18 protein-coding genes are annotated in these 20,803 nt (G+C 59.3%); 6 read left to right on the forward strand and 12 right to left on the reverse strand.

From position 1 onward, the window contains the following. Positions 1–217: 217 nt before the first annotated feature. Both I3J13_RS14550 and I3J13_RS14555 read left to right on the forward strand, forming a co-directional pair. Entirely contained in the window at positions 218–2,407 is a 2,190-nt protein-coding gene (locus tag I3J13_RS14550) for an anthranilate synthase (RefSeq protein ID WP_196379229.1), read from the forward strand. Continuing rightward, positions 2,404–2,916: a GNAT family N-acetyltransferase gene (locus tag I3J13_RS14555; RefSeq protein WP_035262484.1), complete on the forward strand. Its 513-nt coding sequence runs from the start codon at positions 2,404–2,406 to the stop codon at positions 2,914–2,916. The genes I3J13_RS14550 and I3J13_RS14555 overlap by 4 nt, the downstream gene beginning before the upstream one ends. On the opposite strand, the gene I3J13_RS14560 is transcribed toward I3J13_RS14555, so the two are convergent. Next, entirely contained in the window at positions 2,913–3,857 is a 945-nt protein-coding gene (locus I3J13_RS14560; RefSeq protein WP_174057165.1) for a cyclic di-GMP phosphodiesterase, read from the reverse strand. The genes I3J13_RS14555 and I3J13_RS14560 overlap by 4 nt on opposite strands. Positions 3,858–4,135: 278 nt before the next feature. On the opposite strand from I3J13_RS14560, the gene ade reads away from it, so the two are divergent. Then, positions 4,136–5,830, forward strand: coding sequence for an adenine deaminase (gene ade / locus I3J13_RS14565; RefSeq protein WP_196379230.1), 1,695 nt, complete (start codon positions 4,136–4,138; stop codon positions 5,828–5,830). Between the two features lie 66 nt (positions 5,831–5,896). On the opposite strand, the gene I3J13_RS14570 is transcribed toward ade, so the two are convergent. The 3 genes from I3J13_RS14570 to bglA all read right to left on the reverse strand — a co-directional run bounded on the left by I3J13_RS14570 (position 5,897) and on the right by bglA (position 8,873). Continuing rightward, positions 5,897–6,448 (reverse strand): hypothetical protein, encoded by a 552-nt coding sequence (locus tag I3J13_RS14570; RefSeq protein ID WP_059754216.1) that lies wholly within the window; start codon positions 6,446–6,448, stop codon positions 5,897–5,899. A 305-nt stretch (positions 6,449–6,753) separates the two neighbouring features. Further along, a complete protein-coding gene (gene aac(6'), locus I3J13_RS14575; protein ID WP_196379231.1) occupies positions 6,754–7,212 on the reverse strand; it encodes an aminoglycoside 6'-N-acetyltransferase in 459 nt (152 codons plus the stop codon). Beyond that, positions 7,209–8,873 carry a beta-galactosidase BglA gene (gene bglA, locus I3J13_RS14580; protein WP_196379232.1) on the reverse strand — a complete coding sequence of 555 codons (1,665 nt, stop codon included), beginning with the start codon at positions 8,871–8,873 and terminating at the stop codon, positions 7,209–7,211. Before bglA ends, aac(6') begins: the two co-directional genes overlap by 4 nt. A 154-nt stretch (positions 8,874–9,027) precedes the next feature. Between bglA and I3J13_RS14585 the strand changes: the two genes are divergently transcribed. Then, a complete protein-coding gene (locus tag I3J13_RS14585; protein ID WP_196379233.1) occupies positions 9,028–9,948 on the forward strand; it encodes a PfkB family carbohydrate kinase in 921 nt (306 codons plus the stop codon). Positions 9,949–10,120: 172 nt separating this feature from the next. Continuing rightward, positions 10,121–11,170: a bifunctional monoglucosyl/glucuronosyl diacylglycerol synthase gene (locus tag I3J13_RS14590; RefSeq protein WP_196379234.1), complete on the forward strand. Its 1,050-nt coding sequence runs from the start codon at positions 10,121–10,123 to the stop codon at positions 11,168–11,170. 188 nt (positions 11,171–11,358) lie between these two features. Here the strand turns inward: I3J13_RS14590 and I3J13_RS14595 are convergent, their stop codons facing one another. The 5 genes from I3J13_RS14595 to I3J13_RS14615 form a co-directional block, all read right to left on the reverse strand. Continuing rightward, positions 11,359–11,970, reverse strand: a complete 612-nt coding sequence (locus tag I3J13_RS14595; RefSeq protein ID WP_196379235.1) for a hypothetical protein — start codon at positions 11,968–11,970, stop codon at positions 11,359–11,361. A gap of 121 nt (positions 11,971–12,091) precedes the next feature. After that, complete coding sequence (locus I3J13_RS14600) at positions 12,092–12,700, reverse strand: DUF2026 family protein (protein ID WP_196379236.1); 609 nt, start codon at positions 12,698–12,700, stop codon at positions 12,092–12,094. A 205-nt stretch (positions 12,701–12,905) separates the two neighbouring features. Then, entirely contained in the window at positions 12,906–14,336 is a 1,431-nt protein-coding gene (gene der, locus I3J13_RS14605) for a ribosome biogenesis GTPase Der (RefSeq protein ID WP_196379237.1), read from the reverse strand. A 133-nt stretch (positions 14,337–14,469) separates the two neighbouring features. Then, complete coding sequence (locus I3J13_RS14610) at positions 14,470–15,141, reverse strand: tetratricopeptide repeat protein (protein WP_196379238.1); 672 nt, start codon at positions 15,139–15,141, stop codon at positions 14,470–14,472. 155 nt (positions 15,142–15,296) lie between these two features. After that, a complete protein-coding gene (locus I3J13_RS14615; protein ID WP_196379239.1) occupies positions 15,297–15,881 on the reverse strand; it encodes an NnrU family protein in 585 nt (194 codons plus the stop codon). A gap of 148 nt (positions 15,882–16,029) precedes the next feature. Here I3J13_RS14615 and I3J13_RS14620 point away from each other — a divergent pair, with 148 nt between their 5' ends. Then, a complete protein-coding gene (locus I3J13_RS14620; RefSeq protein ID WP_059754244.1) occupies positions 16,030–17,013 on the forward strand; it encodes a polysaccharide deacetylase family protein in 984 nt (327 codons plus the stop codon). A 53-nt stretch (positions 17,014–17,066) separates the two neighbouring features. On the opposite strand, the gene sbmA is transcribed toward I3J13_RS14620, so the two are convergent. From sbmA to map, 3 genes are all read right to left on the reverse strand, one after another. Next, on the reverse strand, positions 17,067–18,335 hold the full coding sequence (sbmA, locus tag I3J13_RS14625; protein ID WP_035261556.1) for a peptide antibiotic transporter SbmA: 1,269 nt from the start codon (positions 18,333–18,335) through the stop codon (positions 17,067–17,069). Positions 18,336–18,520: 185 nt separating this feature from the next. Next, positions 18,521–19,711, reverse strand: a complete 1,191-nt coding sequence (locus I3J13_RS14630) for an MFS transporter (RefSeq protein WP_196379240.1) — start codon at positions 19,709–19,711, stop codon at positions 18,521–18,523. A gap of 318 nt (positions 19,712–20,029) precedes the next feature. Further along, positions 20,030–20,782, reverse strand: coding sequence for a type I methionyl aminopeptidase (gene map / locus I3J13_RS14635; RefSeq protein WP_003510360.1), 753 nt, complete (start codon positions 20,780–20,782; stop codon positions 20,030–20,032). Positions 20,783–20,803 lie beyond the last annotated feature (21 nt).

The raw sequence follows: 20,803 nt of genomic DNA on the forward strand, positions 1-20,803 counted from the left end.
GAACATCGTGTCTAAGAACATTGCTAACTGGTGGTGGGGCAGCTTTTCGCGGCCTTGACCAGTCATGTCTTCAGACAAAGTCCAAGCCGCCCGAATTTTCAGGCGGCTTTTTTGTTATTTTGCCGCCTGTCATCGGGCTTGAACAACAGAAAGCATGCGCGCAAAAGTGCTTGGCGGTTTTGCGATAACGACATGCGAAAAAACGAGTACGAAAGAAATGGTAACGATCATTCAGGATGACGGCGCGGAAACCTACGAGACGAAAGGCGGCATCAAGGTCAGCCGAAAGCGTCGGCCCGCCGATTACGCCAGCGCCATCGATAATTATATCGAAAAGCTCGATTCCCATCGCGGCGCGGTTTTTTCGTCCAACTATGAATATCCGGGCCGTTACACCCGCTGGGATACGGCCATCGTCGATCCGCCGCTCGGCATTTCCTGTTTCGGCCGCAAGATGTGGATCGAGGCCTATAATGGCCGCGGCGAAGTGCTGCTTTCCTTCATCACTGAAAAGCTGAAGGCGACGCCCGATCTCACGCTTGGCGCTTCCACCACGCGCCGTCTCGATCTCACCGTCAACGAGCCGGACCGCGTTTTCACCGAAGAAGAACGCTCGAAAATCCCGACCGTCTTCACGGCGCTGCGCGCCATCGTCGACCTCTTTTATTCGAATGCGGATTCGGCCATCGGCCTGTTCGGCGCCTTCGGTTACGATCTCGCCTTCCAGTTCGACGCGATCAAGCTGTCGCTTTCGCGCCCGGAAGACCAGCGCGACATGGTGCTGTTTCTGCCCGACGAAATCCTCGTCGTCGACCACTATTCCGCCAAGGCCTGGATCGACCGCTACGATTTCGAAAAGGGCGGCGTGACGACGGACGGCAAGTCCTCCGATATTGCGCCCGATCCCTTCAAGACCACGGACACGATTCCGCCCAAGGGCGATCACCGTCCCGGCGAATATTCCGAACTGGTGGTGAAGGCCAAGGAAAGCTTCCGCCGCGGCGATCTGTTCGAGGTCGTTCCCGGCCAGAAATTCATGGAGCGTTGCGAGAGCAATCCGTCGGCGATTTCGCGCCGCCTGAAGGCGATCAATCCTTCGCCCTATTCCTTCTTCATCAATCTCGGCCATCAGGAATATCTGGTCGGCGCTTCGCCGGAAATGTTCGTGCGTGTCTCCGGCCGCCGCATCGAGACCTGCCCGATTTCCGGCACCATCAAGCGTGGCGACGATCCGATTGCCGATAGCGAGCAGATCCTGAAACTGCTCAATTCGAAGAAGGACGAATCCGAACTCACCATGTGCTCGGATGTGGACCGTAACGACAAGAGCCGCGTCTGCGAGCCGGGTTCGGTGAAGGTCATCGGCCGCCGCCAGATCGAGATGTATTCGCGCCTCATCCACACGGTGGACCACATTGAAGGCCGCCTGCGCGATGACATGGACGCCTTTGACGGCTTCCTCAGCCACGCCTGGGCCGTCACCGTCACCGGTGCACCGAAGCTGTGGGCCATGCGCTTCATCGAAGGCCATGAGAAGAGCCCGCGCGCCTGGTATGGCGGCGCCATCGGCATGGTCGGTTTCAACGGTGACATGAATACGGGGCTGACGCTGCGCACCATCCGCATCAAGGACGGCATTGCCGAGGTGCGTGCGGGTGCAACGCTGCTCAACGATTCCAATCCGCAGGAAGAAGAAGCCGAAACCGAACTGAAGGCATCCGCCATGATCGCCGCCATTCGCGATGCGAAAGCCACCAACGCCGCTTCCACCAAGCGCGACGCCGCCAAGGTGGGCACCGGTGTGAAGATCCTGCTCGTCGACCACGAAGACAGTTTCGTGCACACGCTAGCGAATTATTTCCGCCAGACGGGCGCGACCGTCTCCACCGTCAGAACGCCGGTTGCGGCAGAGGTGTTCGATCGCTTCCAGCCCGATCTCGTCGTGCTGTCTCCCGGACCGGGCAGCCCGACAGATTTCGACTGCAAGGCGACGATCAAGGCCGCCCGCGCCCGCGAACTGCCGATCTTCGGTGTCTGCCTCGGCCTTCAGGCACTGGCGGAAGCCTATGGCGGCGAACTTCGCCAGCTTGCGGTGCCGATGCACGGCAAGCCCTCACGCATCCGCGTGCTGGAACCGGGCCTCGTCTTCTCCGGTCTCGGCAAGGAAGTGACCGTTGGCCGTTACCACTCGATCTTCGCCGACCCCTCCACCCTTCCGCGTGATTTCATCATCACGGCGGAAAGCGAGGATGGCACGATCATGGGCATCGAACACGCCAAGGAACCGGTGGCCGCCGTTCAGTTCCACCCGGAATCGATCATGACGCTCGGCCAGGACGCCGGCATGCGCATGATCGAAAATGTCGTGGTGCATCTGACCCGCAAGGCGAAGACGAAGGCGGCATGATGGCTGCTGCCGACGCCATCAGCATCGAACCCATCCGGGCGGAGCACGTTGAGAGCTTTCACCGTGCTCTCGATGCGGTGTCGCGCGAGCGGAAATATCTGAGCTTTCTGGAGGCGCCGCCGCTCGATTCGGTCCGCGCCTTCGTTCTCGACATGATCGAAAACGACCATCCGCAATTCGTGGCGATTGCGGATGGCAAGGTGGTCGGCTGGTGCGATATTCGCCGCGAGAGCAGACCCACCCATGCCCATCGCGGCACGCTCGGCATGGGCATCCTGCCCGCCTATCGCGACAAGGGGCTGGGCGGACGGCTGATGCGGCAGACGCTCGATGCCGCGCGTCAATGCGGGCTGCACCGCGTGGAGCTGAGCGTGCATGCGGACAATACGAGAGCAATCGCGCTTTATGAAAAGATCGGTTTTGTGCATGAAGGCCGGGGCCGTGACACCGTTCTGATCGACGGGCGTTACATCGACAGCCTGAACATGGCGATCATCTTCGGCAACTAACCCCTCGGCAGCGAGGCGGAAATGCACAGCGCGAATTTCTTCAGCAACTGCATATCGAAATGCCCTTCCCGCCGCAGCATCCAGGTCAGCGCGTCATTCGCCGTCCACGGCTTCTTGTAGGGCCTGACCGAGGTGATGGCGTCATAGACGTCGCAAATCGCCGCGATACGCGCATAGAGGCTGATCTGGCTGCCCGCACGGCCGCTTGGATAACCGCCGCCATCCATCCGCTCATGATGATTGAAGCAGACATCGAGCACCATCTCGGGCATCTGCGCGTTGCGCGACAATATATCCCGGCCGAATGCGGGATGGAGATTGATGATTTCCCGCTCGCTGGCGCTCAACCCTTCCGCCTTGTTAAGGATCGATGAGGGGATTTCCACCTTGCCGATATCATGCAGCAACCCGCTGATGCCGAGCAGATTGACCGTTCCCCTGTCGAGCCCGAGATAATTGCCGAAGAGGATCATCAGCCCGCTGACGGAGACCGAGTGCACGAAGGTCGTTTCGTCTTTCGATTTCAGGCGGGTAACCCCGATGAAAATCGCCGGGTTCGACTGCACGGCATCGGAAATCTTGCCCGCCGCCGCAGCCATGCCCTTCAGCGAAACAACGCCGCCGGCCTCTGCGGAAGCAAAGGTCTCGGCAATCGTATCGGCGGCCGAGCGTACGGCGTGGGTGACGGCAGCGACGGTTTCCGGGCAATTGCCCGGTTGCGGCGAAACCGCCGCAGAACGCGCGCTGCCTTCGGTATCGTATCCCTTGGCCGTGTTGATGACGATGCTTTCGGCGCCGCTTGATTTCAATTGACGCATTAATTCCTCGTGCCGCAAAAGAAAGCGGTGCCGTTTTAAAAATCCCTGGTTCGAAAGCGTTCCTTCGACCGCTTCGATAAACATGCCAATCGTCAGTTGCTGGGTGGAAATTCGTTTGAGCATCAGATGCTTTTATTTTCCTTCCCGGGAATGATAACCTGAAACCGTAATTCGTAAAAATGTCGGCACGCAACCGGCTAAACTATAAAGGTGAAGTCAAGCCTTCCCAAACCTGCCTAAACTTGCACCTCGGAAGATTAGATAACACAAATATGAAAATTTTTTACTCTGGATATATTAAAAACTCAAAGAATCAATCCGAATAGACCAAGAAACAACCATAGAATGTAAATAGTGAAAATTCTCGCATACGACGTAAATCAGGAGCCGAAGAAACCCGCATGAATTCCAGACTTGAAACGCGCATCGATCAGGGTACGGGCCGTGAACCGGCGGACATGGTTCTCAAGGGCGGACGCTTCTTCGACCTCGTCACCGGAGAACTCGTCGCTTCGGATATCGCCATCTGTGGCGACACCATCGTCGGCACCTGCGAGAACTACAAGGGGCGACAGGAAATCGACATTTCCGGAAAGATCGTCGTTCCGGGTTTCATCGATACGCATCTCCATATCGAATCGTCGCTGGTGACACCGCACGAGTTCGACCGCTGCGTTTTGCCCTATGGCGTTACCACCGCCATTTGCGACCCGCATGAGATCGCCAATGTTCTGGGCGTGGAGGGACTTCAGTTCTTCCTCGACAGCGCCATGGAAACCATCATGGACATCCGGGTGCAGCTCTCCTCCTGCGTGCCCGCCACCCATCTGGAAACCGCCGGCGCCGATCTGCCCATCGAAAAGCTGTTGCCGTTTCGCAATCATCCAAAGGTCATCGGGCTTGCCGAATTCATGAATTTTCCGGGCGTCATCCACAAGGATCCGGTGTGCATGGCGAAGCTCGAGGCCTTTCAGGGCCAGCATATCGACGGGCATGCACCGCTTCTCTCCGGTACGGCGCTGAACGGCTATCTCGCCGCCGGCATCCGCACCGAACATGAATGCACGAGCGCGACTGAGGCGCTGGAGAAAATCCGCAAGGGTATGCATATTCTGGTACGCGAAGGCTCGGTCTCGAAGGACCTGCACGCCCTGATGCCGATCATCACCGAGCGCCTGTCGCCCTATCTGGCCCTCTGCACGGATGACCGCAACCCGCTCGACATCGCCGAACAGGGCCATCTCGACTATATGATCCGCACGGCGATCGCCAGCGGCGTGGAACCGCTCGCCATCTACCGCGCCGCCTCGATTTCCGCCGCAAAAGCCTTCGGCCTGCGCGACCGCGGCCTTGTCGCACCGGGCTGGCGCGCCGATCTCGTGATCGTCGACAGCCTGCAGAACTGCAAGGCAAGCATGGTGCTCTCCGGCGGCAGGATCGTCGATGACGCCCTTTTTGCCACGCGCAAATCGGTCGCACCCGTCGGCCTCGACAGCGTCAAGGCAAGACCCGTGCTCGCTTCCCATTTCGGCGTGCCGGTTACGGAAGGCGAAAGCCCGGTCATGGGCGTGCTTCCCGGCAAGATCATTACCGAGCACCGCCGCTACAGGCTGCCGACGGATGGCAACCAGACCACCGTCGATCTTGCGAACGACATCATCAAGGTCGCCGTCATCGAACGCCACGGCAAGAACGGCAACCATGCCAATGGTTTCGTTCAGGGCTTCGGCCTGAAAAAGGGCGCCATCGCCTCCACCGTCGGCCACGACAGCCACAATATCTGCGTTGTCGGCGTGAGCGAAGACGACATGGCGCTGGCCGCCAACCGGCTCGGCGAAATCAAGGGCGGCTTCGTGGTGGTGGAAGACGGCAGGGTGACGGGCGAGATCGCTTTGCCCGTCGCCGGGCTGATGAGCCTCGAACCCTATGAGACCGTTCGCGATACGCTGCACACGCTTAGAAAAGCAGCCTATGCGCTCGGCACGACGCTGGAAGAACCCTTCCTGCAGGTCGCCTTCCTGCCCCTGCCCGTCATCCCGCATCTGAAGATTTCCGATATGGGCATGGTGGATGTGGACCGGTTTGCGCTGATCTGACGGTGGCTTGCCGACCGGAGGCAGTGGAAAACGCTCAATCCGCGTTTTGAGGCCGCGAGAGCGGCCTCATGCTTTCGTCTCCGAAGGCCAGGTGACGTAATAATATTTGCCCGCGACCCTGCCAAAATAGGCGTGTTTTCCCGTCGCCTTGTCGACATAGCTGCCGCTTCCATCCTTGGAAAGCTCGCCGTCTTCGCTGCGCTTCAGCTGCGTGTTGAGGAAATCCACCCAGTTGGTCTTGGCGATGTCAGTGGCTGTCGTCGGCTTGGCGTTTTTCTGGTTCGGATCCCACGCATTAATCGTTTTGCCCTGGGTGGGGTTCGAAACCTGCAAGGCCCCACGCTCGAGAGCACTCATCATCGACCGGGCGCGCAGATATTGCGCCGGATCGTCCCCCGCCAGGGAAAGCTTGGCCCTCAGATTCCGCATGAAGGCGGGCGATGCGATATAATCGGCTGACGAGGTTTTGGGGGCTGGTTTCGGTGTGGATGCGCGGGCTGCCGATTGTCCGGAAAGGAAAACCTCTCGGATGGATGGAAGGGCGGCCTTGGCTTTGGCGCGCGGCGAGGTGGAATTCGCGGTATTGGGCTGATTGAAATTCTTGATTGAAACGGACATGACAATCCCTGCTTCACTTTATGGGTGGAGACCGAAAAATCTGTAGGTTTCAATGATTAATACTGGAAGCTTGCCCAAGGCTCGCCAAAAGCGAAGTAAATATGAAATAATTACTTCATTTCTGTCATTAATACGAATATATATAAGTTTTAATCGTGAATTAATTAAAATTGAAGATATTATAAAATTCATCAATACTTAAATAATACTATTCCCATCCAAGATGCGATCATGGCGCCGCATTTGATCGTCAGAACGCACCCGCAATGTCTGATATTATTCCATGGCCGAACAGTGCCGGGAGGTCATGAACCCAAAGGCAGAGACTTGCGAAAATAAACCACCCGCTGCGTTTCCTCAAATCCCAGCGCCGCATGCATGCGGTGTGAATCGACATTGGAAATATCGGCATCGGAAGCAAGCTCGCTCACACCCTTGCTGGTCGCCCAATGGGTTACTTCGGCAATCAATGCAGCCGCAACGCCCTGTTTGCGAAAGGCCTCCTCCACATAAACGCCTTCGAGAAACGCCACGGGCGAGGTGTCGCATCCGTTGACATAATCGTGCCGCAGGCTGGCTTCGGCAAAACCGATGGCCATGCCCGCCGGATCATAGGCAATAAATCCAACCTCATTGTCGGAGACGTCCTGCAATTCCGCCCGGTGTTCGGCGGGTGAAGCATCGGGCCACAAGCGGTGCCGCAGAAGCGACCACTCATCGAGCGATGCTTCGCCAGCCGTCTCGATGGCAAATTGCGCGCTCATGCAACGACCCCGCAAAACACATCCAGCCCCTCGAGCTTCACGATCCCCGCATCGAATAGCGGTGCGAAACCCGGCATCGGCAGTATATCGGTGACCCGCATGGCCTTCGGTATCGGGAATTCCACCGCTTCGCGGGTGAGGTTGAAAACGAAGAGCAGTTTTTCATCGCCCTTCTGGCGCGTGAAGGCCAGCACATCGAGATTGGTCTTGATGAAATGCATATCACCATCGCGCAGCGCGCCGTGACCTTTGCGGAAGGACAAGACGGCGCGGTAATGGTTCAGAACCGAGTCCGGCTTGCGCTCCTGCGCATCCACAGCCTGCATGGCATGAACATAGGGCACCGGCAGCCACGGCTTTTCAGCACTTGAAAAACCGGCATTCGGCTTGCCGGTCTCCCACACCATCGGCGTGCGGCATCCGTCCCGCCCCTTGAAGGCGGGCCAGAAGCGGATGCCGTAGGGATCGCGCAGATCCTCGAAGGCAAGTTCCGCCTCGGTCAGACCCAGTTCCTCGCCCTGATAGAGACATATGGAGCCGCGCAGGCTGGCGAGAACGCAGATGGCGAGCTTCGCCACCCGTGTCTGTTCCTCCACGCTTTCGGAAAAACGGCTGAGATGGCGCACCACATCGTGGTTGGAAAAGGCCCAGCACACCCAGCCATCCGTTACCACCTTGCCGAAGGTCTCGACCGAGGCGCGCAGATGCTTCGCGCTGAAATCCGGCCCCAGCAGGTCGAAAGTGTAGCACATGTTGAGCTTGTCGTTGCCGGACGTATAGGCAGCCACCGTCTTAAGCGACCGCGCGCCGTCTCCCACCTCGCCCACCGTGGCGCGGCCCTCATAGTCGTCGAGCAGCGCGCGAAAACGCTTCAGGAAGGCCACGTTTTCCGGCCGCGTCTTGTCGTAGAGATGGTCCTGCATGCCATAGGGATTGACGTCGGAAGCATCGAGACCGAAACTTTCCTCGTCGAAAAGCGGCGGGTTGTCGCGCAAAAGCTTGTCATGGAAATAATGGTTGACGGTATCGAGCCGGAAACCGTCAACGCCGCGATCCAGCCAGAAACGCACGGTTTCGAGGAGCGCATCCTGAACCTCGCGATTGTGGAAGTTCAAATCCGGCTGCGAGGCGAGGAAGCTGTGCATGTAATATTGCTTGCGCACGCCGTCCCATTCCCAGGCCGGGCCGCCGAACACGGAAAGCCAGTTGGTGGGTGCCGTGCCATCCGGCTTGGGATTGGCCCAGACATACCAGTCGGCCTTGCTGTTGGTGCGGCTCGCCCGGCTGTCCACGAACCAGGGATGCTGGTCCGACGTGTGCGAGATGACCTGATCGATGATGACCTTCAGTCCCAGCCGGTGCGCCTCGGCCATCAGCGCGTCGAAATCGGCAAGCGTGCCGAACATCGGATCGACGTTGCAGTAATCGGAAACGTCATACCCCATATCGGCCATGGGCGAGGTGAAGAAGGGCGAGAGCCAGATGCCGTCGACACCGAGCGAGGCGATATAGGGCAGGCGTTTCGTCACCCCGGCAAGATCGCCGTAACCGTCGCCGGTCGTATCCTGAAACGAGCGCGGATAGACCTGATAGATCACCGCTCCCTTCCACCAGTCCGATTGCGCTTGGGGTTTGTGGACCGGGGCATGGGGTAGCGTCATCGGCAATCTCCTGATGTGTCTGGCAGGAGAATATAAAGCCATCGCGGCCGCGTAAACCGGAACTTCGCACATGCACAAACGGCCACAACCGCCCTTGTCAGCGGCGCGCACTCGTCGTAAGCCGCATGGCTGGAAAAAACGGGAGGATGACGGCGTGGGCGGACGGTTTCTGTCGATTGGCGAATGCATGGTGGAACTGTCGCAGGCCGGCAACGGGCTGCTGCGCAAGGGTTTTGCCGGCGATACGTTCAATACCGCATGGTATGCCCGGGCCTGCCTGCCAGGCGACTGGTCGGTCGATTATTTCACCGCGCTTGGTGACGATCCTCTCTCTGAAGACATGCTCACCTTCATCGCGGAAGCCGGCATCGGCACCGAAAAAATCCGCCGCATCAAGGGCGGCACGCCCGGCCTTTACCTCATCAACCTGAAGGATGGCGAGCGCACCTTCAGCTACTGGCGCAACGCCGCCGCCGCAAGGCAGCTCGCCGCCGATGCGGATCATCTGCGCAGGACGGTGGAAAGCGCCGATGTGGTCTATTTCTCCGGCATCACGCTCGCCATTCTCGCCTCCGCCCATGATGTCGATACGTTCCTCGCCGAACTGCGCCGCGCTAAGGCGGCGGGCAAGCTGGTGGTCTTCGACCCCAACATTCGCCCGCGCCTGTGGGCGGATAAGGATACGATGCTTGAGACCGTCTCCAACGGCGCACGCGCCGCAACGCTTGTCATGCCGAGTTTCGATGACGAGGCGAGCCATTTCGGCGATGTCTCCGTGGAAGCGACCATCGACCGCTACCGTTCGCTTGGCGTCGAAAACATCGTCGTGAAGGACGGCGCCAAGGGTGCGACGCTCGATTTCCGCGGCAGTCGCACTCACGCCCCGGCGGTGAAAGCCGTGGACGTGGTGGATACGACAAGCGCCGGCGACAGCTTCAACGGCGCTTTCCTCGCCCGTTATGTGACCGGCAGTTCGCCGGAAGAAGCGGCCACCTTCGCGGCAAGGGCGGCGGCAACCGTCATCGGCCATCACGGCGCGCTGATCAGCCCCGAGCTGCTGCCGCTGGTGGGATAAGGCTCCGCCGCACCGGGGAAGCGCCGTGAACAACCGCAAACTTCCGCGCGCAAACCACGCTTCCCCGCCGTCACACACCCTGACATGATCCTGTAACACGCACGCCGCATATACGGGCAGAAGCCGGGCAATGGGGATTCGCCCGCGCGCAGATGAGCAGGATCAGTGTTTCATGACGAGAATCACGATTGTCACAGATGCCTGGCACCCGCAGGTCAACGGCGTGGTTCGCTCCATAGAAAACACCAACACCGAACTCGCGCGGCTCGGCGTCGATGTGCGCATGGTCACGCCGCAGAGTTTTTACAGCATCCCCTGCCCCACCTATCCGGAAATCCGCCTTTCGGTTGCCGGTTATCGCCGTGTGGCGGCGGAGATCGAAAAAAGCCAGCCTTCCTTCGTGCATATTGCGACGGAAGGGCCGCTGGGTTTCATGGCGCGGCGCTGGTGCGTGAAGAACCGCATGCGTTTTTCCACCAGCTATCACACCCGCTTTCCCGAATATGTGGCGGCGCGTTTCCCTGTGCCGGAAAGCTGGCTTTACGCCTTCGTGCGCTGGTTCCACAATGGCGGCAACACCTGCATGGTGGCGACGCCGAGCCTTGAGACCGAACTGGAAGCGCGCGGCGTGCGCAATCTGAAGCGCTGGAGCCGCGGCATCGACGCCGAGCTTTTCCATCCCCGCCCGAAAGCAAAATTGCCTTTCGACCTGCCGCGCCCGATCTTCATGACGGTCGGACGTGTGGCGGTGGAGAAGAACCTGCCGGAATTTCTGGAACTGGACCTGCCGGGTTCGAAGGTGGTCATCGGCGACGGCCCCGCCCGCCATGAATTGCAGGAGAAATATCCGGACGTTTTGTTCACCGGCGTCAAGACCGGCGAGGAGCTGGCCGATGCCTATGCGCAGGCCGATGTCTTCGTTTTCCCCTCGAAGACCGATACGTTCGGCAACACCATTCTGGAAGCGCTGGCAAGCGGCGTGCCCGTGGCCGCCTTCCCCGTCACCGGACCGATCGATATTCTCGGCGGCAACCCGGCAGCCGGTGCGCTGGACGACAATCTTCGCGATGCCTGTCTTGCGGCGCTTCATTGTTCGCCACAGGAGGCGCTGGCGCTTTCCAGAAGCTACAGCTGGGAAAAAGCCTCGCGGCAATTCCTCGACAATGTCATTCACGCGGCGGGAAAATCCCTGCCGCTGCTGCCGCGTTCTCAACTTGCATGAGGCGATCCCCGAGATTCTGTTCGGGAACGGTGGACGAAACGAAGCGGGAATGCCACAAGGCAATCAGGACGCGACTGCCGTTATCTTTAGAACGGGGTCGGGCTGCTGATTGACGTCAGGCGGCTGCCGCGAGAACACGCTGGCCGTCCTCTGTTTTCCGGATGATACCGCCATTTTCAAATGCCGCTTCAGGATAAGGGAAGAAGCTCTTTCTGCTGGGCTGCGCACCAGTGATTGATCTTCTCGATGATGTCCTTTGCAGCAATCGGCAGGGCGCTGTTGGGTATGACAGCCACCGTCCCGTGGAAAACCAGCACCAGACTGTCGGGCGGCGTGAGTGCGAGATGGTAGCGCGCCCAGCTCAGCTGCACGGTGTCCAGTCTTGTGACCTGCTTGTAACCCTCGGGTCCTATCTCGACCTCTGTGTGAGGCGAATACATCCGATCATTGGCAATATTCCAATGTGCCAGGACCTCGTAATAGGATTTCATCTCCTTTCTCGAGCCCCGCGCGATAATGAACCATATGGCGAGGGTCACAAACGGTGCGGGTGCAAACACCCAATAACCGACCACCGGCCAGACACCCGGAAACCACGGCAGGCTTAAGGAATAGATGAAACCGGCAGCAAGTCCCGCAAACGAGGATAGATGCGCTCTGGCCGAGGCAAAATGGCGCTTCCAGGACTTGTCGCAAATCATGCTGTAATTTTCATAGGCCTGATTTTGATAGCCGTGGACATAGTCGAGCACATGTTTCGGATCGGGCGTGAAGCTTATTGAAATGGTGTCATCGGCCATAGGAACACGTCAATCCCGTCGCTGTTGAAGCCCAGTCTGCGTAGCAACATTGCCCTTATAAATCAAAAGACCTTTTGCTGACAAAACCTTCGGGATCGACACTACGCAGCGTAACCTGCGTTCACCATGCTCCGGTGAGCATCTGGCCGGAAAGCGGCACGGCCCGCGCCTTGCCGTCACGATCCGTTACCGAAAGCGATGCGGCCATCTGTTTCGGCGACTTGCGGAACCAGTTGGCGGCAACGCTCGCCATATCGCCGATCATCGCCTGCCTGTGCCAGTCGGCAAAGCGCTTGGCCGTGGCTTCGGGTTCGGAGCGATAGAAGAAATCGCCGGATTGTCCGAGATCGTTGATGGATGCCGCCATGGCGGCAAGCGGCCGCTGGAACATTTTCGCCGGCACGGAAAGCCCATCGGCGCCTTCCGAAAATGCCGGGGCCATGAAATCGATGGCCCAGCCATCCGCCTCCACCCAGCAGTGGAAGTTCTCGCCCGCGCCCGTCACATAACCGTCTTCGCGGTGATCGGCGAACAGCAGGACCGTTCCACCGAGATTATAGGCCGCAAGCCCACCCTTCGGCACCGCCTTCACCTTGTAGTGCTGCTGCAGGATGAATGCGCCGAAGGTGCTGAAATACATGGAGGCCGAGGCGGGATCGGCATTCTGGCTGATGAGCAGGCTGTTGATGACGCGGTAAATCCGGTGATAGTCGGTCTGCTTGATCAGCATGGTCTTTTACTCTTCAAAACCGGACAGTGAAATTGGAACGAGCGGATACCGCTTGTTTCTTCTCCCCGAGGGGGGAGAAGTCCGCGGCAGCGGGATGAGGGGGCGACGGTCGAGATATACGGAGAGGGTGCCCCCTCATCCGACCCCTCGGGCCACCTTCTCCCCGATGGGGAGAAGAAATACGCGGCGACCCTTCACGTCAAAATCAACGCCGCTTCTTAGCCTTGCTCTCGAACGGATTGTCAGACCCACGATAATGCACACGGATCGGCACGCCCGGCATGTCGAAATCCTTGCGCAGACCGTTCACCAGATAACGCGTATAGCTTTCCGGAATAGCCTCCGGTCGCGTGCAGGAAATCATGAAGGCCGGCGGGCGGGCCTTTACCTGCGTCATGTATTTCAGCTTCAGGCGGCGGCCGGAAACGGCCGGCGGCGGATGCTGGGTCGTCTGCGAATCCAGCCAGCGGTTGAGGCGGGCGGTGGAGATGCGGCGGTTCCAGATCTTGTCGGTATCGATGATATTCTGCATCAGCCGGTCGAGGCCATAACCCGTCTGGCCGGAAATCGGCACGGCGCGGATGCCGCGCGCCTGCGGCAGCAGCCGCTCGGTCTTTTCACGCAGATCGGCCAGATAGGCCTGCGGGTCTTCCACCAGATCCCATTTGTTGAAGGCGAGCACGGCAGCGCGGCCCTCGCGGATGACGAGATCGACGAGCTGCAAATCCTGCTTTTCGAAGGGAATGGTGCTGTCGAACACGATCACCACGGTTTCGGCAAAACGGATGGAGCGCAGCGAATCCGCCACCGAAAGCTTTTCCAGCTTCTCCGTCACCTTGGCCTTGCGGCGCATGCCGGCGGTATCGAACATCTTGATGGTGCGGCCGCGCCAGTCCCATTCGACCGAAATACTGTCGCGGGTAATGCCCGCTTCCGGGCCGGTCAGCAGCCGGTCTTCACCGAGAAAGCGGTTGATGAGCGTCGACTTGCCGGCATTCGGCCGGCCGATAATGGCGACGCGCAGCGGCTTGGTCTCGTCATAGACCGGCTCTTCGTCTTCTTCATCCTCGCTGCCCGGCTCGCTGCGCGGCAGAACGATATCCGTCTCTGCCTCATCCACTTCCGGCGGGAAAGCGACGTCTTCGCCGATTGCCTCGACAATGGCGTCGCGCAGGTCGATCATGCCCTGACCGTGTTCGGCCGAAATCGGGCACGGATCGCCGAGGCCGAGCGTGAAGGCGTCATAGAAACCGGCATCGGAACCGCGCGCTTCGGACTTGTTGGCCACCAGCACCACCGGCTTGCCGCGACGGCGCAGCATTTCGCCCAGCGTTTCATCGGCAGGCGTCAGGCCGGCCTTGGCGTCGACGACGAACAGCGTCACATCGGCTTCGTCGATTGCCGCTTCGGTCTGCGCCCACATGCGGCCCTGAAGCGTTTCCGGCCCGGATTGCTCCAGACCGGCGGTATCGATGATGGTGAAACGCAGGTCGACAAGCTTCGCCTCGCCGGGGCGGCGGTCGCGGGTCACACCCGGCGTATCGTCCACCAGCGCCAGCTTCTTTCCGACGAGACGGTTGAAAAGCGTGGACTTGCCGACATTGGGGCGCCCGACTATGGCGACGGTGAAGCTCATTGATCCTGGTTCCTTAAAGCACGTCTGCCCAAAACGTTACCTGTTTTGGGCAAAGGACATGCGTAAAATAATGAGTTGGATCGCTTTGGCAATGCGAAGAAATGCCGGGGCGATCTCGCGTGGCGCAGCGGCGTTAGGCAGCCTTGCCGGAAGCGGTGATATTGTCGAGCATGATCTGCGCGCGGTTCGTCACGTTGCGCGGCGCCTGCGCGTCGCTGACGATCTGCTCGAACCATTGTTTGGCCTTGGCGAAATCGCCGGCCTTGTAGGCGGCGAGACCCAGAGCTTCACGGGCGGAAGCCCGCATGGTCTGGCCCTCGGCGCTGAGCGGCTCCGCCAGCGCCACGACCTGATCATAGGTGCCGTTGTCGACGAGCAGCCACGCCGCGCGCACCTTGGCGGTATCGCGGAAGACCTGCGGTGCGGATGTGTCGTTGCCGATGGCGGTGAAAGCGGCGATGGCGCCTGCCGCATCACCCTTCTGCGACAGCAGCGTGGCCGAGCGGAACTTCGCCAGAACCGGATAATTGCCGTGACCGGAGGTTTCCAGATCGGCAAAGGCCTTCAGCGCATCGTCCGTCTTGTTTTCGGAAGCAAGCTTCAGCGCCGCAAGGAACTGGTCCCCGGAATTCGAAGCGCGGCTGGTGTTCCAGTACTCGTAGATACCGGCGCCAGCGGCGCCCAGAACCACGAGAACGGCCGCACCCACGACCACGATACCGTAACGGCCCCAGAAGCGCGACAGCTGCTCGGAGCGGATCTGCTCGTTCACTTCGCGGATAAAGGTATCATTTTCGTTTGCCATCAAATTCTCCGTTACCCGCGCGGAGATCGCTTCCGATCCATCCGTTCGCGGACATACCAAGCCGCTTACCCGGGTCAGCAAAAGTCAGACCGACCGGGTCATGGTCGGCCTTCTAGCCTATTTTGCCTGATATGTAAGGGGGAAACGTTGATTTCCTACAGGACGATGGGCTGAACGCCGATCAACCATTCGTGCAGTTTCAGGATGAAAGCACCCCAAAGAACGATGCCGCCGACAATGGCCACCAGATCGTAGCGGCCTGAAACGAAGTCCCGGGCCACTTTTTCGCCAGCCCGTTCCCGGCGCTTCAGCGAAATCCGCATCACCACGCCCCAGGCGAGGAACGATGCGAAAAGAAGGATCGAAGAGGTCTCGCCATTGGCCAGAAGATGCGCGAGCGCCCAGATCTTGACCGAAAGAATGAGCGGATGTTTCGTCTTCGTCGCGATGTGGCCAGCCGGGATGAGGCTGGCGATAAGACAGATCATCGCCGGCAGCATCAGGGTCACGGCAATGTGGCTCATCCAGACCGGCGGATACCACAACATTCCGGTTTCCTGCCGCGCTTCACCGAAGGCATAGATGACAAGGCCGAGCGTGATGAGGCTGACGAGCGAATAGACGCCCTTGAAAGGCCCTTCACCCATCGTCGCGATCATCCGCGCGCGAAATTGCGGTGCGACCACCTTCAAGAGATGCGTCAGCAGGAACAAGGCAAGACAGAGTGCGAGAAAAAGCATGAAACACGGTCCCCGGTGGAACGAAGCGGCCCTATGACCGCAAGCTGCAACAGGAATTAGGCCGAAAGTCACGAAAACGCCAGACTATTCAAAGCTTCGCCTTATTCCACCCGCAAAAGGCCACGGTGTTTCATATGACGGATAACTGATGTTTCGCTCACTTGCCGCCTTTTCCCTGTCGCTTCTCGCCGCCCTTCCCGCTTTTGCCGAAGAGGCTGAGAAGCCGAAGCAGCTCGTCATCGTGTCCTTCGACGGTGCGGGCGACAATTCGCTGTGGGAAAGAAGCCGGGCGACGGGCAAGCAAGTCGGCGCGCATTTTACCTATTTCCTTGCCTGCACGCTGGTGATGGACAGGAAGACCAGCGCCAAGACCTATCAGGGACCCGGCCAGAAGGCGGGTCGCTCCAATGTCGGTTTTGGCCAGTCACCGGAAGAGGTGGAGGCAAGGCTCAGAAATATCTGGGCCGCCTATCGCGAAGGTCACGAGATCGGCAACCACACCTGCGGCCATTTCGATGGCGGGCAGTGGACCGCCGAACAATGGGACGGCGAATTCACCACCTTCACCAGCACGCTGGAAAACGCCTGGCAGATGATCGGCAAAAAGGGCGAGGAACCTGAAGGCTGGCGCGAGATGGTGAAAAAGATCGATGGTTTTCGCGCGCCCTATCTCTCGCAGGGGCCGGCGCTGACCGAAGCGCAGAAAAAGCACCGTTTCGTTTATGACGCCACCAGCATCACCAAGGGACCGGAATGGCCGGTGGAGCGCGACGGCATAGAGCATTTCGGCCTACCGCTCATTCCCGAAGGTCCGGGCAACCGCCCGATCATCGCCATGGACTACAATCTCTTCATCCGCCACTCCATCGGCGTCGAGACGCCGGATCGTTCGAAGGAATTCGAGGAGCGCGCCTATACGGCCTTCCGCAATGCATTCGACAGGCAATATAATGGCGAGCGCATTCCGCTACAGATGGGCTTTCACTTCGTGAAGATGAACGGCGGCGCCTATTGGAACGCCTATGAGCGGCTGCTGCGCGAAGTCTGCGGCAGGCAGGATGTTGCCTGTGTAAGCTATGCCGAGGCGATGCCGATGATCGAGGCGCGGAAGAAGCAGAAGACCGAGGGCTGAATCTTCTCAGCTTATTAAAAAGGCGGCCAATCGGCCGCCTTTTTTGTTCTCCATCAGGGTTTGTTGGCCGCCAGCTCTCCGGCTTCCGCTTCCCGCTGAAGATAGCGCTCGTCAATATCCGGCAGGGGCTTGTCGTCGATCGCGGCCTCGAAGGCCACAAGACGTTTGTGGATGGAAAGCAGTTCGATGATCGTGGTCCAGGAATTAACCAGATACTGGAACGAATTACTGACCTGACCGAAGGCGGTGGCGATCTGCTGGTAGATACCATAGGTGATCTTGCCCGCCACGATGGTCGGAACGAGCATCAGAAGCAGGAACACCGCATCGGCCTGAATGTAGAAATACCGTGCGACGTTGAAATAGAGATAGTGCCAGTACATGCGGAAATAGTTTTTCCGCACATTGGAATAAAGCTCCTTGACTGTCGGCGGCTGGGCGCGGTCGGCGTGGTCCTCGCCATAGACGAGTTCCTTGCGATAGGCGGCTTCCACACGCTGGTTGCGGAAGTTCAGGCCAGGCAGTTTGATGCCGACTGTCGCCAGAAGGACCGTACCGAAGATGGACCAGACGATTGCCAGCCAGAACAGCGCATGCGGCACTTCGCCCAAAATCGGCAATTCCGAAACATAGGACGACAGCGCAAACAGAATCGGCAGGAAAACAACGAGCGTCATTACCGAATTGATGAGCGTAATACCCAACCCCTCAAGCGTTGAGGAGAACCGCATCGTATCTTCCTGAACGCGCTGGGAAGCACCTTCGATGTGGCGCAGCTTTTCCCATTTGGACATGTAGAAGTCGTTCATCGCGGTGCGCCAGCGGAAGATATAATGGCTGGTGAAGAAATCCGTCAGGATCGAGACCGCCATGCTGAGGAAGGCGATCTTGGCGAAGACGATCTGGAGGCTGTAAAAATCCCAGACCTCGATACCCGGCTGTTTCGACAGGGCATTTTGCAAAAGGTCGCCAAAAGGCCGCCGGAAATTGTTGATGACGACGGAAATCTGAACGCCGAAATAGGTCACCGCGATAATCAGCAACGATCCCCAGATGGACCAGAATTTCCAGGGATGATCCTTGGCGATAACGGTCCACACGCCGCCGAACGCCGCCAGACACAATGCCAGATAGGCGTAAAAGAACAGGTTAGCCGGGACCAGGAAGTAGCTGAGATCGTAGGGTTCCTGTTCAGGCATTACATAGCCCCAAGACCGACCTAATCCTTCAACGATGAAGTACCATCCGAGAATTGCGAAAAAAGCCCAGATAATGGCCGACGTGAAGAAGATTTTCGGTTTGGGAAAGAAGGAATGAAACACGTTTCGAACTCACGCGCGTTTGAAATCAGCCATTATTGGCGAAGCACTTATTGGCCCGAACCTAGGGCAGAAATTTGTGCACAGCAATGAAGAAGCGCTGACCTTAACAAGATGTAAGGCGCAGAGAGTTGCGCGATCCCCGCAAAACAGCGTGAATTCGGGCCGGTCAGGACGTCGTCAGAGACTTAACGCCGCCGCTCCGTGGCAAGCACCGGCAGCATCAGAACAATACTGACGACGAGCACGGCCGAAGCGAGAATGCTGGGCGCGGTGAAACTTCCCGTCGCCTCGGCAATCCAGCCGGCAGCAAGCGGCCCAACGATCTGGCCCGTGCCGAAAGCGGCCGTCATCAGCGCAAAGGCGCGACGCGGGCTCGGCCCGGCAAATTCCCGGCCGAGCTGCAGGCCATAAGCGGTAATGACCATGAAGGTCAGCCCGAGAAGCAGACCACCTGCCAGCACGCCCGGCACCGGCGGCAGCATGACGGAAGCGAAAACACCGACGGCTTCGACGGCAAGAACGATGACGAAGGCGCGTTTCAACCCCTGCGATTTCAAGACCGGTTTCCAGAGGAAAAGCGAAATGGCGGCGGCGCAGCCGGTGATGAACCAGGCCAGAAACTCCACGAAAGCACCGGCGGCGGCCATGCGGGCAATCGCCACGATGAAGGTGGCGGTGATGACGTAACCGAAGCCGAAAAGCCCATAGGCCAGCGTCGTCAGGAAGAGCGGCCGCGTCCAGTGGAGCGGCGGCTCCGCCACCGAGGATGCATGTCGCGGCGGGCCTGCGGGCAGCACCCGCCAGACGAGAATGAATGTGATGAAGGAAAAGACGGCACCTGCGATCCACTCCTCCCGCCATGAGGAACCGCCGCCATCGAAAACGACGCCGATCAGATAGACCGCAAGCGAGGAGATCGCGATGCCCGCACCGACGCCGCCATAATGCAGCGCCTGAACACTGTCCCTGCCCGCCTTGACGGCATGGCCGATAACGATCTGCGAGGTGAAGATCATGGTCAGCGCGCTGGCAACACCGGCCAGAAACCGGATGGCGGTGAAAACCGCGACGGAGTTGAAAGCCGCCATGGCAAGCAATAATGCCGCGGTGGAAAACAGGCCGCAAAGCGCCACCAGCCGTTCCCGCCCCGAACCCCATGAATAGGCCGCCAGAACCGCCCCCGCCAGATAACCGGCGAAGTTACCCGCCGCCACGATCCCCGCATCCCCCGCCGAAAGCGGAACATCCGCCATCATGCCCGGCAGAATGGGGGTGAAGGAAAAACGGCCGAAACCCATGGCGGAGGCCATCATCAGCGCCCCGGAAAATCCAAGTGCGGTCAGATGTTTGGCGGAAAGTGGCTTGTCGATGCTCATGCATGGCTTATCGCAACGGGGCGGATAAGGGACAAGCGAGTTATTTTGATCGGCGTTATAAGCGGTCGTTATCGGTGCAAGACCTAAGGTGAAGGATACCGCGCCGCGCCCTCCAACCCTCATTCCTGTGCTTGTCATAGGAATCCAGCCGACGCGCGTCCGCGCGGCGAAAAGACTCCTCTCAGCCCAAGGACTTGGGCTGGCTGGATCCCTGTGACAAGCACAGGGATGAGGAGATGGAAGAGTTTTGAATACGGCAAGTCCGCACTGCCAGGCGGGCTATGCGCCTGGACATCGCAAACGTCAGCAATGCTCTCCTCACTCAGCCAGCGTCAGCACCAGCGGCCCGTTCTTGGTCGCAACCACGGTATGCTCATACTGCACCGTCGGCGCGCTCGGATCGCTATAGAGCGTCCATGGATCGTCATCGCCGTCTTCGGCCCAATAGGCCCCCGTCGAGAGAAACGGCTCGACGGTAAACACCATGCCTTCCTGCATGATGCGCCGCTCGTCCTTGTCCGGCCAGGTCGCCAGTTCCTTCGGCTCCTCATGCAGCGAGCGGCCGATGCCGTGGCTCGCCAGATTGGTGATCAGCGTATAGCGGTTCTTCTTGGCGAAAGCGCCGATGGCGTTGCCGATATCGGCGAAAGGCCTGCCGGTTTTCACCTGCTGCAGGCCGGTCCACATGGCGCGCTTGCCATCGCGGCAGAGGCGCTCGATTTCCTTCTTCACCGGCGGCACGGCGAAGGACGAACCGGTATCGCCGAAAAAGCCGTTCTTTACCGCCGAAACATCGATATTGACGAGATCGCCCGCCTTGATGATGCGGGGACCCGGAATGCCATGGGCCACTTCCTCGTTGACGCTGATGCAGGTCGCGCCGGGAAACTTGTAGCAGAATTCCGGCGCCGATTGCGCACCGTTATCCTCCAGCACCTTGCGGCCGATGGCATCCAGCTCGGCCGTGGTGATGCCGGGTTCCAGCGCGTCCGCCATGGTCTGCATCGCGACGGCGCACAAACGGCCGATGTCCTTCAGCAGAACCAGTTCTTCTTCGGTGGAAATGACCATGTCTCTGTCCGTCGTTCTGTA

The sequence above is a fragment of the Agrobacterium leguminum genome, assembly GCF_015704895.1.
GTDB lineage: Bacteria > Pseudomonadota > Alphaproteobacteria > Rhizobiales > Rhizobiaceae > Agrobacterium > Agrobacterium leguminum.